Annotated in this window: 14 protein-coding genes; 5 read left to right on the forward strand and 9 right to left on the reverse strand. The window is 66.9% G+C overall.

The features are described from left to right. Positions 1 to 67 precede the first annotated feature (67 nt). From BLQ28_RS15040 to BLQ28_RS15050, 3 genes are read right to left on the reverse strand one after another with little or no spacing between them, the layout of a single operon-like run. A complete protein-coding gene (locus tag BLQ28_RS15040) occupies positions 68 to 1,414 on the reverse strand; it encodes an ATP-binding protein (protein ID WP_093240657.1) in 1,347 nt (448 codons plus the stop codon). Then, on the reverse strand, positions 1,411 to 2,070 hold the full coding sequence (locus BLQ28_RS15045) for a response regulator (protein WP_093240660.1): 660 nt from the start codon (positions 2,068 to 2,070) through the stop codon (positions 1,411 to 1,413). The genes BLQ28_RS15040 and BLQ28_RS15045 overlap by 4 nt, the downstream gene beginning before the upstream one ends. A 53-nt stretch (positions 2,071 to 2,123) precedes the next feature. Next, a complete protein-coding gene (locus BLQ28_RS15050) occupies positions 2,124 to 2,894 on the reverse strand; it encodes an IclR family transcriptional regulator domain-containing protein (RefSeq protein ID WP_093240664.1) in 771 nt (256 codons plus the stop codon). A 130-nt stretch (positions 2,895 to 3,024) separates the two neighbouring features. Between BLQ28_RS15050 and pobA the strand changes: the two genes are divergently transcribed. Continuing rightward, a complete protein-coding gene (pobA, locus tag BLQ28_RS15055) occupies positions 3,025 to 4,206 on the forward strand; it encodes a 4-hydroxybenzoate 3-monooxygenase (protein ID WP_093240667.1) in 1,182 nt (393 codons plus the stop codon). Here the strand turns inward: pobA and BLQ28_RS15060 are convergent. From BLQ28_RS15060 to BLQ28_RS15075, 4 genes are read right to left on the reverse strand one after another with little or no spacing between them, the layout of a single operon-like run. Further along, positions 4,203 to 4,625 carry an SRPBCC family protein gene (locus BLQ28_RS15060; RefSeq protein ID WP_093240670.1) on the reverse strand — a complete coding sequence of 141 codons (423 nt, stop codon included), beginning with the start codon at positions 4,623 to 4,625 and terminating at the stop codon, positions 4,203 to 4,205. The two genes, pobA and BLQ28_RS15060, sit on opposite strands and share 4 nt — an antisense overlap. A gap of 15 nt (positions 4,626 to 4,640) precedes the next feature. Continuing rightward, on the reverse strand, positions 4,641 to 5,000 hold the full coding sequence (locus BLQ28_RS15065; RefSeq protein WP_093240672.1) for a VOC family protein: 360 nt from the start codon (positions 4,998 to 5,000) through the stop codon (positions 4,641 to 4,643). Further along, on the reverse strand, positions 4,979 to 5,887 hold the full coding sequence (locus tag BLQ28_RS15070) for a helix-turn-helix transcriptional regulator (protein ID WP_093240674.1): 909 nt from the start codon (positions 5,885 to 5,887) through the stop codon (positions 4,979 to 4,981). Before BLQ28_RS15070 ends, BLQ28_RS15065 begins: the two co-directional genes overlap by 22 nt. Before the next feature lie 29 nt (positions 5,888 to 5,916). Next, positions 5,917 to 8,247 carry a xanthine dehydrogenase family protein molybdopterin-binding subunit gene (locus BLQ28_RS15075; RefSeq protein WP_093240676.1) on the reverse strand — a complete coding sequence of 777 codons (2,331 nt, stop codon included), beginning with the start codon at positions 8,245 to 8,247 and terminating at the stop codon, positions 5,917 to 5,919. Positions 8,248 to 8,451: 204 nt separating this feature from the next. On the opposite strand from BLQ28_RS15075, the gene aat reads away from it, so the two are divergent. The 3 genes from aat to BLQ28_RS15090 are packed head-to-tail and all read left to right on the forward strand — an operon-like array spanning position 8,452 to position 10,817. Beyond that, entirely contained in the window at positions 8,452 to 9,207 is a 756-nt protein-coding gene (gene aat, locus BLQ28_RS15080; protein ID WP_093241708.1) for a leucyl/phenylalanyl-tRNA--protein transferase, read from the forward strand. Further along, positions 9,204 to 9,953, forward strand: a complete 750-nt coding sequence (locus BLQ28_RS15085; RefSeq protein ID WP_093240679.1) for an arginyltransferase — start codon at positions 9,204 to 9,206, stop codon at positions 9,951 to 9,953. Before aat ends, BLQ28_RS15085 begins: the two co-directional genes overlap by 4 nt. A gap of 30 nt (positions 9,954 to 9,983) precedes the next feature. Beyond that, positions 9,984 to 10,817, forward strand: a complete 834-nt coding sequence (locus tag BLQ28_RS15090; protein ID WP_093240682.1) for an IclR family transcriptional regulator — start codon at positions 9,984 to 9,986, stop codon at positions 10,815 to 10,817. Positions 10,818 to 10,906: 89 nt separating this feature from the next. On the opposite strand, the gene BLQ28_RS15095 is transcribed toward BLQ28_RS15090, so the two are convergent. Beyond that, complete coding sequence (locus tag BLQ28_RS15095; protein ID WP_256327300.1) at positions 10,907 to 11,956, reverse strand: serine hydrolase; 1,050 nt, start codon at positions 11,954 to 11,956, stop codon at positions 10,907 to 10,909. Here BLQ28_RS15095 and BLQ28_RS33280 point away from each other — a divergent pair. Continuing rightward, entirely contained in the window at positions 11,940 to 12,248 is a 309-nt protein-coding gene (locus tag BLQ28_RS33280) for a hypothetical protein (protein WP_256327301.1), read from the forward strand. The two genes, BLQ28_RS15095 and BLQ28_RS33280, sit on opposite strands and share 17 nt — an antisense overlap. Here the strand turns inward: BLQ28_RS33280 and BLQ28_RS15100 are convergent. Continuing rightward, positions 12,245 to 13,783: a 2-isopropylmalate synthase gene (locus tag BLQ28_RS15100; RefSeq protein WP_093240687.1), complete on the reverse strand. Its 1,539-nt coding sequence runs from the start codon at positions 13,781 to 13,783 to the stop codon at positions 12,245 to 12,247. The genes BLQ28_RS33280 and BLQ28_RS15100 overlap by 4 nt on opposite strands. Between the last annotated feature and the right edge of the window lie 46 nt (positions 13,784 to 13,829).

Raw genomic sequence — 13,829 nt, forward strand, 5'->3', positions numbered from 1 at the left:
TGGACGCAAACACGATGAAAGGAATGTCGTTGCGCTGACTTAAGCGCCGCTTAAACGGGCCAGGGCTCTATGCCTTCGCCTTTTCCGGGCCAGAAGGGGCAAACACCACCCGCACGCGCAGGCCGCCCAGGCTGGGCGAGGCATCGAGCGCCACCGTGGCGCCGTGCAGCTCGGCAATCGACTTGACGATGGCAAGGCCCAGCCCGCTGCCGGGCGCCTGCGTTTCGCCCGAGCGATAGAAGCGGTCGAGCACACGCTCGCGCTCGGCTTCGGGCAGGCCCGGGCCGCTGTCTTCGACGCTGAGTTCGACCGCGCCGTCGAGTCGCGCAATGCCGATGTCGACGCGGCCTTCGAGGGGCGTGTACTTGACCGCGTTCTCCAGCAGGTTGCGCAGCAGCATGCGCAAGGCCTCGGGCTGGCCGCTGACCACGGCCGCATCCGCATGGTTGATGCCGATGTCGATGCCGCGCGCCTGCGCGGCGGCCACGGCGTCGGACACGGCCAGGCGCGCGACCTCGGACAGGTCGACCGGCTCGGGCCTGGCACCGGCCGCCATGCTGGCTTCGTGGCGGGCCAGCGCGAGCATCTGCTCGACCAGCCGCGTGGCACGGTCGATGCCCGCGACCAGCCGGCTCACGGCCAGGTCGCGCGACGCGCCATCGGGTGCGCGTTGCAGGCCCTGCACCTGCAGCTTGAGCGCGGCAAGCGGTGATCGAAGCTCATGCGCCGCATCGGCGACGAAGTGCTTCTGCGCATCGAAGGCATGCCGCACGCGGTCGAACAGCAGGTTCAACTCCTGCACCAACGGGCGCACTTCGTCGGGCAGGTCTTCTTCGCTCACAGGCGACAGGTCGTCCGCCTGCCGCGACGCCACCTGCGTTCGCACGCGCGCCACCGGCGCCAATGATCGGCTCACCACCCACCACACGACCAGCATCAGCAGGGGCGCCATCAACGCCACCGGCGCGATGGTTCGCAGCGCCAGCGTGCCGGCCATGCTGCGCCGCGCCGCCATGTCCTGCGCCACCTGGATCACCAGCCCACGCGTCTGCATCGAGAACACGCGGTAGGTGGTGCCGCGCGCGTGCACATCGGCAAAGCCCAGCACCGCGAGCTGCGGCAGCGCGGCCTGCTCGGCCGACTCGAAGACGCGCACACCGTCAGCCGTCCACACCTGCACGACGAAGTCGAAGTTCTGCTCACCGCTGCCGATGCCGCCGACGGCCGCGCTCGGCGGCAGGCCGGCGCGCAACGACATCGCCATCTGCTGCATGTGGTAGTCGAAGATGTCGTCGGCTTCGCTCAGCACGGTGCGGTAGGCCACGAGGGCCTGCGCACCGGCGGCCAGCACGATGGCCGCGAGCAGGAACCACAGCAGGCGCGCGCGCAGCGATCCGGTCAGGCTGCGCCTCATACCTTCGGGACCATGTAGCCGACGCCACGCACGTTGCGGATCAGCTCGGCGCCGAGCTTCTTGCGCAGGCCGTGCACGTACACCTCGACGGCGTTGCTGCTGATCTCGTCTTTCCAGCTGTAGAGCTTTTCTTCGAGCTGTGCGCGCGAAAGCACCATGCCGGGCCGCGCGAGCAGCGGCTCCAGCACGGCCCATTCGCGCGCCGAGAGCACCACCGGCTGTCCGTTGACCGTGACCTCGCGCGTGGCCGGGTTGATGCTCACGCCCATGTGCTCGTACACGGGCTCCGCCCGGCCCGCGGCGCGGCGCAGCAAGGCCCGGATGCGGGCCAGCAGTTCGTCGAGGTCGTAGGGCTTGAGCACGTAGTCGTCGGCACCGGCATCGAGCCCTTCGATGCGCTGCTGCACCGAGTCGCGCGCGGTGGCGATCAGCACCGGCATGCGCTGCTTGCGCGCGCGCAGGTTGCGCAGCACCTCGAGGCCGTCGCGCCGGGGCACGCCCAGGTCGAGCATCACGAGGTCGTATTGCTGGGCGCGCAATGCCGACTCGGCGGCATCGCCGTCTTTCACCCAGTCCACCGCGTATTGCTCGGCGCGCAGCAGGTCGAGCACGGCCTCGCCGATCATCACGTCGTCTTCGAGAAGCAGGAGTCGCATGGTTGTTGTGTTCCGTTTTTGGCTTCGAGGCAGGGCTTGCGGCGAAGTTCAGTTCAGAGCAGGGAGCGGACTTCGCGCGCCGCCTCGAACAGCAGCGGCAGCATGTCGCGCTGCAGGGCCTCTTCCTGGTAGCGCGTGCCCGACAACACCACGTTGAGTGCGGCCACGGTGTGGCCCTGCATGTCGCGCAGCGGCACGGCCAGCGCCTGCACGCCGAGCTCGTGCTCTTCGCTCGCGAAGCAATGGTCGTCCTTGCGCGCGCGCGCGACCAGCTGGCGCAGTCCGCGAGCTTGTGTCACGGTGTGCGGCGTCAGCCGCGCGAGGTGGCGGCCCTTGAGCCACTGCGTGAACTGGGTGGGCGGCAAGGCGGCCAGCAAAACGCGGCCGGTGGAAGTGGCATGGGCCGGCAGCCGCGCCCCCAGGTGCAGGCCGTAGGCGAGCACGCGGGTCGGCGTGCCGTAGCTGCCGCTGCGCGCGACGATCACCACCTCTTCCCCATCGAGCACCACCGCCGAGAACGACTCACCGGTCTGCGCCGCCAGCCGGTTCAGCGTGGGCTGCAACGCACGCGGCAGGCGCGACGAGGCCAGGTAGCTGCCCGAGAAGCGCAGCACCTTGGGTGCCATCCAGAAATAGCTGCCGTCGGTTTCGAGGTAGCCCAGATGGGCCAGCGTCAGCAGGTGCCTGCGGGCGGCGGCGCGCGTGAGGCCGGCGCGCTCGGCGGCCAGGGTGGCATTGAGGCGCTGGCGCTCGGTGTCGAAGCTCTCGAGCACCGCCATTCCCTTGGCAATGCCTTCGATGAAATCGGCTTTGGCGATGGTCATTCGTGGGTCTGTCGAAGTGTTTGCGCGATCATCGCGCACGCGTTCGCATGATCGCACAGAGCCTCGCGGTCCGCCGCGCCAAAACACCGGGTGCGCCCTACGCTCTGCAAAACCCTCCGGAGACACGAACATGCGCACCCAGGTCGCCATCATCGGCGCAGGCCCCGCCGGCCTTCTGCTCGGACAACTGCTGCACAAGGCAGGCATCGACAACGTCATCGTCGAGCGCCAGAGCGGCGACTACGTGCTCGGCCGCATCCGCGCCGGCGTGCTGGAACAGGTCACGATGGACCTGCTGGCGCGTGCCGGCGTCGACGTCCGCGCCAAGGCCGAGGGCCTGCCGCACGAGGGCATCGAGCTGCTGTTCAAGGGCGCGCGCCATCGCATCGACATGCACGGCCTCACGGGCGGCAAGCAGGTCACGGTGTACGGCCAGACCGAAGTGACGCGCGACCTGATGGAAGCGCGCACGGCCGAGGGCCTTGCCACCATCTACAGCGCGGCGAACGTCAGCCTGCACGACTTCGATTCGGGCAGGCCGCGCGTGCGCTACGAGAAAGACGGCCAGACGCACGAGATCGAATGCGACTTCATCGCCGGCTGCGACGGCTACCACGGCGTGAGCCGCGCGAGCGTGCCGGCCGATGCGATCCAGACCTACGAGAAGGTCTACCCCTTCGGCTGGCTGGGCGTACTGGCCGACGTGCCGCCGGTGTCGCACGAGCTGATCTACGCGAACACCGAGCGCGGCTTTGCGCTGTGCAGCATGCGCAGCGCCACGCGCAGCCGCTACTACGTGCAGGTGCCGACCGAAGAACGCGTGGAAAACTGGAGCGACGAAGCCTTCTGGAACGAACTGCGCGCGCGGCTCGACCCCGAGGCCCGCGAGCAGCTGGTGACCGGCCCCTCGCTCGAAAAGAGCATCGCGCCGCTGCGCAGCTTCGTGGCCGAGCCGATGCGCTTCGGCTCGCTGTTCCTGGCCGGCGACGCGGCGCACATCGTGCCGCCGACCGGTGCCAAGGGGCTGAACCTTGCGACCGCCGACGTGGGCTACCTCTCGCGTGCGCTCGAGATCTTCTACGGCGAAAAATCGGCCTCGGCGCTCGACCGCTATTCCGACCTTTGCCTGCGCCGCGTGTGGAAGGCCGAGCGCTTCTCGTGGTGGTTCACCTCGCTGATGCACCGCTTTCCCGAGACCGGCGCCTTCGGCCAGAAGATCCAGGAAGCCGAACTCGACTACCTGGTGCACTCGAAGGCGGCGTCGACCGCGCTGGCGGAAAACTACGTCGGCCTGCCGCTCGAAGACTTCTAGGCGAGCGGCGCCACGGTGGCGCTTTGCCCTTCGAGGGCGGCTTTCATCGCCTGCCCGCCCTGCACCATCATCGGCTCGATGTAGGCCGCCAGTGCGTCCGGCAGCACGTCGGTGATCCAGACGAAACAGGCGCGCCCCTCGCCCTGTGCGAACACTTGCGCCGATGCGTGGTGGTGGCTGGCCTTGCCGTCGGTGACGGTGTAGGCCAGGCGCCGGTTCGCGTCGTCGATGCCGACCAGCATCTCGCGCGCGACGAGGCCGTTGGCGAAGCTGACGATGCGGGCACCCGTGCCGTCGAGCCTGCAGCCCGTCAGGAAGCCCGGCGCCAGACGCGTGTGCACGGCGCCGAAGTCGCGCAATGCATCCCACACTTGCGCCACATCCGCTTCGACGATGAATTCCTTGTAGATCGTTGCCATGGCAATGCGCGCGCCTCAGGGGCAGACGGCCTCGACGTTGTTGCCATCCGGATCGATCAGGAAGGCCGCGTAGTAGGTCGGGCTGTAGTCCGTGCGCGGACCGGTGCCGCCGTTGTCGGTGCCGCCGGCCTTCAGGCCCGCCTTGTGGAAGGCCGCGACGGCCTTGTGGTCGGTGGCGCGGAACGCGATGTGGGTGCCCGGCCCCTTCGTGCCTTTGGCCGCATAGAGCCACAGCGCGGGCGCTCCGGCCGGGCCGATGCCGGCATAGCTGTCGTCGTGCGAGGCCAGCACGTGGCCGAGCGGCGCAAGCGCGGCTTCGTAGAAACGGCGGCTCGCGGCGAGGTCCGCGACTTTCAATCCGATGTGGTCGTACATGATGGCTTCCTGCTCGATGTGTGAATCAGGCGGTCATCATGGAAGAGCGCGGCAATGCGGTCTTGGAAAATCTTGCGGTCGCCCTTGGCGGCCTGCCGGAAGCCGCGCGGCGACACGCCGGCAGCCCGGTGGAAGGTGCGCACGAAGTTGCTGAGATCGGCAAAGCCCACGTCGAAGGCCACGTCGGTGACGGGGCGCTCGTCGTCCGCGAGCAGGCGCGCGGCGTGGCGCAGCCGGGAGCGCACGAGGTACTGGTGCGGCGTCACGCCGAGCACCTGCGAGAACAGGCGCAGGAAGTGGAACGAGCTCAGGCCCGCTTCGGATGCCGCGCCATCGAGGCCGATGTCGTCGTGGGAGTTGGCGTCGATCCACATCGCCGCATCGACCGCGCGGCGGCGGTCTCGCGCACCGGCGGACTTCGGTGCCGGCTTGCCCTGACCACCCACGACCTCGACGAAGCGGCTGGCGAACCACATGCCCAGCTCATCGAGCCCGACGTCGCTCTGCCCTTCGGCCGCGACCTGGGCCAGCTCGCCCAGCACCATGAGTTCGGGCAGCGGCGGCAGCGCAGCCGTGCGCCACGTGCGCTGGTCGCCGCCGATCAGGTCGACGAAACCCGGGGACAGGTGAAAGGCCAGGCACTCGTCGCCGCAGATGTGGTGATCGTGCGTGCAGACGTACTCGTCGCCCGGACAGCCCACCAGCACCGAACCCGCGACCAGCTCATAGGCGTTGCCGCGCGTGCGATAGCCGAAGCTGCCCTTGCGCACGTACGAGACCGAGTAGCCCTCGTGCATCTCGGTGAACGGCTGCGCATCGGGGCCCGCGTCGCAGCGGTAGCGCGACACGCGGATCGGGTCGGTCTGCAGTTCGGTGGTGACGAGCATCGCGTTTCACCCTGCGGCGAGCGGCCTTCCTAGTCGATGGTCTGCATCGCCTGCCAGACGCGCGACGGGCTCAGTGGCATGTGCAGGCGCGGTGCGCGCGCTGCCAGGCCGTTGCGCGCAAAGGCATCGGCCACCGCATTCACGATGGCCGGCGTGGCGCCGATGGTGCCGAGTTCGCCCACGCCCTTCACGCCCAGCGGGTTGTTGATGCAGGGGGTCGATTCGTCCATCTCCATGTTGAACATGGTGCTGACGATGTCGGCGCGCGGCGCCGCATAGTCCATCAGGCTGCCGGTGACGGGCTGGCCGGTTTCGTGGTCGTACACCACCTGCTCGTAGAGCGCCTGCCCGATGCCCTGCACCGCGCCGCCTTCGAGCTGGCCGCGCACGATCATCGGGTTGATGACGCGGCCGACGTCGTTGACGGAGCTGTAGGCCACCACGCTGATCTCGCCGGTGGGCGGATCGATCTCGATCTCGCAGATGTGGCAGCCGTTGGGCCAGGTGGGGCCGGCCACCGTGCTGGTGGAGTCGACGAAGATTTCGCGCTCGGGCTGCTTGCCGGCGAGCGTGAAGAGGTCGAGTTCGAGGTCGGTGCCGGCCACGGTGAACACGCCGCGGGTGTAGGTGATGTCGTCGAGGGCGGCCTCGAACTCTTGCGCCGCGAGTTCGCGGGCCTTGTCGATGGTGCGCTCGGCGCCGATGCGCACGGCCGAGCCACCTGTGAAGAGCGAACGCGAGCCGGCGCTGCCGAAGCCGTCGCCGCGGTCGGTGTCGCCCAGCACCACGCGCACTTTGTCGATCGGCACGCCGAAGGCATCGACCGCCAGCTGGGCGAGCGAGGTGGCAATGCCCTGCCCCATGGCGTTGACGGCGGAGAACACCTCGATCACGCCGTCGGCCTGCACCGAGACCGTGACGCGCTCCTCGAACACGTTGCCGCCCGTCCATTCGAGAAAGGTGGCGATGCCCAGGCCGCGGTGCTTGCCCTGGCTGGCCGATTCGGCCGCGCGGGCCTCGAAGCCCTGCCAGTCGGCGAGCGTCAGGGCCTGGTCCATCACCGACTCGAAGTTGCCGGTGTCGTAGGTCTGCGCCATCGGGTTCTTGTACGGCATCTGCTCGGGGCGGATGAAATTGCGGCGGCGCAGCACGATGCGGTCGATGCCGGTCTGGCGCGCGGCCTCGTCCATCAGGCGCTCGATGGTGAAGATGGCCTCGGGCCGCCCTGCGCCACGGTAGGCGCCGGTGGGCGCCGTGTTGGTGAGCACGGCCTTGAAGTGGAAGTCGATGGTCTGGATGTCGTAGACGCTGGTCTGGACCCACGGGCCGATCAGCAGCTGGATCGCGACGCCGGTGCCGGTGGCATAGGCGCCCACGTTGGCCAACGTCTTGATGCGCAGCGCCAGGATCTTGCCCTGGGCATCGAGCGCCATTTCAGCGCGGGCCTCGATGTCGCGGCCGTGCGCGCTCGACAGGAATTCTTCGCTGCGGTCGGCCACCCACTTGACCGGCCGCTTGACCTGCAAGGCCGCAAAGGCGACCGCGATGTCTTCGGGATAGGCGCCGGTCTTCATGCCGAAACCGCCGCCCACGTCGCCGACGACCACGCGCACTTTTTCCTTGGCAAGGCCGATGGCCGCGCAGACGGAATCGCGCACGCCTGAGGGCATCTGGGTGCTCATGCGGATCGTGAGGCGGCCGGTTTCGTCGTCTTGCACCGCCAGCACGGAGCGCGGCTCGATGGTGAGCGCAACCACGCGCTGGTTGTGGACGTCGAGCGCGACCACGTGGCTGGCCTTGGCGAAGGCGGCCGTTGCGGCTTCGCTGCTGCCGTGCCGCATTTCGGCGGCGATGTTGCCGGTGGCCTCCTCGCACAGCTGCGGCGCGCCTTCGGCGGTGGCGCTGGCGAGGTCGACGACCATGGGCAGGTCTTCGTACTCAACCAGGATGGCTTCGGTGGCATCGCGCGCCTGCTGGACCGTGTCGGCAATGACCGCCGCCACCGCCTCGCCGACGAAGCGCGTGCGCTCGTGGGCCATGGCACGGCGCGGCGGGCTGGCGCTGTCGGTGCCGTCGGCGCGCTTGAAGCCTGCTGCGCCCGGCATCGGTTTGACGCCTGCTACAGCCATGTCGGCGCCGGTGATCACGCGCAGCACACCGGGCATGGCCGCGGCCGCGCTGGTGTCGATCGACAGGATGCGTGCGTGGGGATAGGCGGAACGAAGGAAGACCAGATGGGCCTGGTCGGGCAGCGTGACGTCGTCTGTGTAGTGGCCGGCGCCTGCCAGCAGGCTTTCATCTTCAAGGCGGCGCACCGCCTGGCCGCTGCCGAAGCGCGTGGGGTTGGGTTCAGTGGTCAACGTGGTCCTCTTGTGCTCATCCCCAACGTGTGCGTGGGCCTGCCTGATCTTGCTGTGTGCTGCGAATGCAAGCTGTGCACTATAGGGTTTTCGGCGGATTTTGTGGTGCCGTAGCTTGTGAGCCGAACCCTCGTGGCGGTGTCGGCGATCTGCGATTTTCGCCCAACTGGAGTGGGGTTGGTGAAGCCGTGTATACCTATGCCCATGCGACAACTGCCTTGGCTCGAACCCGGAGATGCCCTGCCCGACCCCGCCTCGGCATGGGGCATGGCCGACCCTGTACCCGGTCTTCTTGCGGCCGGTGGTGCACTGGACGTCAATACTTTGATGCAGGCCTACAGCCACTGTGTCTTTCCGTGGTTCAGCGAAGACCAGCCGATCCTCTGGTGGAGCCCGGACCCGCGCATGGTGCTGCAGGTGGCGCAGTTCAAGCTGCACCGCTCGCTGCGCAAGACACTGATCCGATTTGCGGAAACGCCCGGCTGCGAAGTGCGCATCGACCATGACTTCGCCTCGGTCATCGAGGCCTGCTCGCGCTCGCCGCGCGTGGGCCAGACTGGCACCTGGATCGTGCCGGACATGGTCAAGGCCTATACGAATTTGCACGAGGCCGGCCATGCCCACAGCGTCGAGACCTGGATCGACGGCAAGCTCGCGGGCGGCCTGTATTGCGTGGCGCTGGGCCGCGCGGTGTTCGGCGAGTCGATGTTCACCCGCCAGCCCGATGCCTCGAAGATCGCGCTGGCCGCGCTGGTGTCGCTGTGCCGCCGCTTCGGCGTGCAGATGATCGACTGCCAGCAGAACACCGCCCATCTGGCGAGCCTCGGCGCCCGCGAGATGGCGCGCAAGCGCTTCGTCGCGCATGTGGCCGCGGCACGGAACGAGGAGGCGCCACGGTGGCGATTCGAGCCCGTATACTGGAACGAACTCCTGTCCGCGCGACCTCCTCTTTCGACGTGACGCACCTCAAGGATCTCCCGCTTCACACGCTGCAGTTCTATGCGACGGCGCCCTATCCGTGCAGCTATCTGCCGGATCGCCAGGCCCGCTCGCAGGTGGCCACGCCCAGCCACCTGATCCACAACGACGCCTATTCCGACCTGGTGCTCAGCGGCTTCCGGCGCAGCGGCATGTTCACCTACCGCCCCTACTGCGACGGCTGCCGCGCGTGCATTCCGCTGCGGGTGCTGGCGAACAGCTTTCGCCCCACGCGCAGCCAGCGGCGCGCGCTCAAGCAGCACTCCGATCTGCAGGCGCGCGTGCTCAAGCTGTGCTTCATGCCCGAGCACTACCAGCTCTACCTGCGCTACCAGAACGGCCGCCACGCGGGCGGCGGCATGGACCACGACAGCATCGACCAGTACACCCAGTTCCTGCTGCAGAGCCGGGTCAATTCGCGGCTGGTGGAGTTTCGCGAGACGCTGCCCGACGGCAGCGCCGGCGCATTGCGGATGGTGTCGATCCTCGACGTGCTGAACGATGGCATTTCAGCCGTCTACACCTTCTATGAGCCTGATACGAGCGCTGGCTACGGCACCTACAGCGTGCTCTGGCAGATCGAGCAGGCCCGCAAGCTGGGGTTGCCGCACGTCTACCTCGGCTACTGGATCGAGCACAGCTCGAAGATGAACTACAAGGCGCGCTTTTCCCCTCACGAAGTGTTGGTGGATGGACACTGGCAGGCACCAAGCGATTTCACAAGGTAAAATGGCGCCCGGTCTTCACCGCACAGCGCCATGAGAAAAAACCAATCCGACGTTCCAGCCGTTCCCGTGATCCAGGTGATCGAGCGCATGTTCTCGCTGATCGATGTCCTGGCATCGCGCGAGGAGGCCATTTCGCTGAAGGAGATCAGCGAAAAGACCGGCCTCCACCCCTCCACCACGCACCGCATCCTCAATGACCTGGCTGTCGGGCGCTTTGTCGACCGGCCCGAGGCGGGCAGCTACCGGCTCGGCATGCGCCTGCTGGAGCTGGGCAATCTGGTGAAGGGCCGGCTCAACGTCCGCGACGCCGCCCTGGGCCCGATGCGCGAGCTGCACAAGCTCACGCAGCAGCCCGTCAACCTGAGCATGCGCCAGGGCGACGAGATCGTGTACATCGAGCGCTCCTACAGCGAGCGCTCGGGCATGCAGGTGGTGCGCGCCATCGGCGGCCGGGCCGCCCTGCACCTGACGTCGACCGGCAAGCTGTTCCTGGCGGCCGACGATCCACAGCGCGTACGCAGCTACGCCACGCGCACGGGCTTGGCCGGCCACACGCGCAACAGCATCACGCAGTTGCCCGCGCTCGAACGGGAGCTGTCGAAGGCGCGCCAGTACGGCATCGCCCGCGACAACGAAGAACTCGAACTGGGCGTGCGCTGCATGGCCGCAGGCATCTACGACGACCAGGGCAAGCTGGTGGCGGGCCTGTCGATTTCCGCCCCTGCCGACCGTCTGGATGAAGGCTGGCTGCCGAAGCTGCAGGCCACGGCCAACGAAATATCGGGAGCGCTTGGGTTCAAGGACGGGGCGTCTGCCACGCCGGCACCCGCTGGCAACAGTTCTTCGTCGACTGCGGGCGTTTGATCGACCCCCTTGGCCTTCGGCCAGGGCCCCTTCGACTGCGCAAATAAAAAAGCCCGCTGCAGAGCGGGCTTTTTTGTGGATCGTGCCTCTCAGCCAGCGACCTGGAAGCTCGTGTTCCGGGAAGAAGCTGCCGGCGAACCGACGGCATGTGTGGCCTCGACCCATCGACGCACGCGCTCGGCGTCGGCAATGCGGCTGAACTTGCCGGCCGAATCCAGGAACACCATGATCAGCTTGCGCCCAGCCACCTTCGCCTGCATCACGAGGCACTGGCCGGCTTCAGAGATGTAGCCGGTCTTTTGCACGCCGATTTCCCAATCCGGGCTCTTCACGAGACGGTTGGTGGTGTTGAACTGCAGCACGCGGTTGCCGACCTCGACCTGGTATTCAGGCGACGTCGAAAGCGAGCGCACCGTGGCATCGGAATACGCGGCATTGACCAGCAGCGCCAGGTCTTGGGCGCTCGACTGGTTGCGGCTCGACAGGCCCGTGGGCTCCACGTAGCGCGTGTCCTTCATGCCGAGCATCCTGGCCTTGGCGTTCATGATGCTCACGAAGGTCGCCAGGCCACCCGGATAGGTGCGGCCCAGTGCATGCGCCGCGCGGTTTTCGCTCGACATCAGCGCCAGGTGCAGCAGTTCGCCGCGCGACAGCGTGGTGCCGACCGTCAGGCGCGAGCTGCTGCGCTTTTCGGTATCGACGTCATCCTGGGTGATGGTGATGAGTTCGTCGTTCGGCAGATGGGCTTCGCTGATCAGCAGGCCGGTCATCAGCTTGGTGAGCGACGCGATCGGCAGCACGGCGTGGTCGTTCTTGCTGAACAGCACTTCGTGGGTGTCCTGGTCGATCACCAGTGCAACGCTCGACTTCAGGTCAAGCACGTCTTCGGTGCCATGCAGGCCGGCCATCTGGCCGAAGGACTGACGCGGGGGGGCTTCGACGCGAACGATCGAGCGGCGCTGGACGGCCACCACGGTCTTGCCGTTCTTCTTGTGGATGGTCGCGACGACATTGCGGCCACCGCGAACGACCTTTTCTGCTCTTTCGGCCTTCTCGGCCCGGCCACCGCGCTTGGCGACAACGGCGGTAGCGCCGCGCGCGCCCTTGACGGACGCGGTGCGCTTGACTTCGACCGGCACCGGACCCTTCGCCTTCTTGGCGGCGGCGGTCTTGGTGGCGGTGGGCTTTTCTTTCTTTGCTGCCTGGGCGCCAGGCAGCAAAAACGCCGTGGCACAGAGCGCGACGGCGATGAATTTGAACGCGGGTAGAAACCGCTGGCTGGAAACTCGGCGGAGACGGGCTTCAGGCATTAATAAATCTCCAGCGGCGACAAACGAGGACCGCAGTGTATCGAATTCAAAAAAGACACGCAATATCAGTTACTTGCATCCTCTTCTTCATTCGAATACCAAGGAACGCCTGAAAACCTAACCTTGCGCTGCCACTCTCTCAGCTTGGCTCTGTAACTTGTTGAGCGCACTCAAATAAGCCTTTGCCGAAGCGACCACGATGTCGGGGTCTGCACCCACACCGTTGACCACCCGCCCTGCGTTTTGTAACCGGACTGTAACTTCTCCCTGGCTTTCCGTCGAGCCACTGATGGCGTTGACAGAGTAAAGAACCATCTCGGCGCCGCTTTGGACGTGCGACTCGATCGCCTTGAGGGAAGCATCCACCGGGCCATTCCCGTCGGACTCGCCGGTGACTTCCTTGCCCTGGACGGTGAAAACCACCTTCGCCTGGGGGCGCTCGCCGGTTTCGCTGTGCTGGGAGAGAGAGACGAAAGCAAACTGCTCACCAACGTTCGACACCTCTTCCGCGCTGACGAGCGCGAGGATGTCTTCGTCAAAAATTTCGGACTTGCGGTCGGCCAGCTCCTTGAAGCGCGAAAACGCGGCATTGATGTCGGCTTCGCTCGCCATGGCCACGCCCAGGTCGGTCAGGCGCTGCTTGAAGGCATTGCGGCCGCTGAGCTTGCCCAGCACGATCTTGTTGGCCGTCCAGCCCACGTCTTCGGCCCGCATGATCTCGTAGGTGTCGCGCGCCTTGAGCACGCCATCCTGGTGAATGCCCGAGGCGTGCGCAAAGGCGTTCGCCCCCACCACGGCCTTGTTGGGCTGCACCACGAAACCGGTGGTCTGGCTCACCATGCGGCTGGCGGCCACGATGTGCTGGGTGTCGATCCGCAGGTCGAGCCCGAAGTAGTCCTTGCGGGTCTTCACCGCCATGACGACTTCTTCGAGCGAACAGTTGCCCGCGCGTTCGCCCAGGCCATTGATGGTGCACTCCACCTGGCGCGCGCCGCCGATCTTCACGCCGGCCAGCGAGTTGGCCACCGCCATCCCGAGGTCGTTGTGGCAGTGCACGGACCAGATCGCCTTGTCGCTGTTGGGCACGCGCTCGCGCAGCATCTTGATGAAGCTGCCGTAGAGCTCGGGGATCGCGTAGCCGACGGTGTCGGGCACGTTGATGGTGGTGGCGCCTTCGTTGATCACGGTCTCGATGACGCGGCAGAGAAAGTCGGGGTCGCTGCGGTAGCCGTCTTCGGGGCTGAACTCGACGTCGCCCACCAGATTGCGCGCAAAGCGCACGGCCAGCTTGGCCTGCTCATGCACCTCCTCGGGCGACATGCGCAGCTTTTTCTCCATGTGCAGCGGCGATGTCGCAATGAAGGTGTGGATGCGGCCGCGCGCCGCGCCCTTCAGCGCCTCGGCCGCGCGTGCGATGTCGCGATCATTGGCGCGCGAAAGGCCGCACACCGTCGCGTCCTTGATGACATCTGCAATCGCCTTGACCGCTTCGAAGTCGCCGTTCGAGCTGGCCGGGAAGCCGGCTTCGATCACGTCGACCTTGAGCCGCTCCAGCTGCTTGGCAATGCGCATCTTCTCGTCGCGCGTCATCGAGGCGCCGGGCGATTGCTCGCCGTCGCGCAAGGTGGTGTCGAAAATTATGAGTTGGTCAGCCATCGTGAATCTCCTTTGTTCGTTTCCACCTTGCGCACCCGGCAAAGGG

Origin of the sequence: Variovorax sp. EL159 (assembly GCF_900100965.1) — a bacterium.
GTDB lineage: Bacteria > Pseudomonadota > Gammaproteobacteria > Burkholderiales > Burkholderiaceae_C > Variovorax.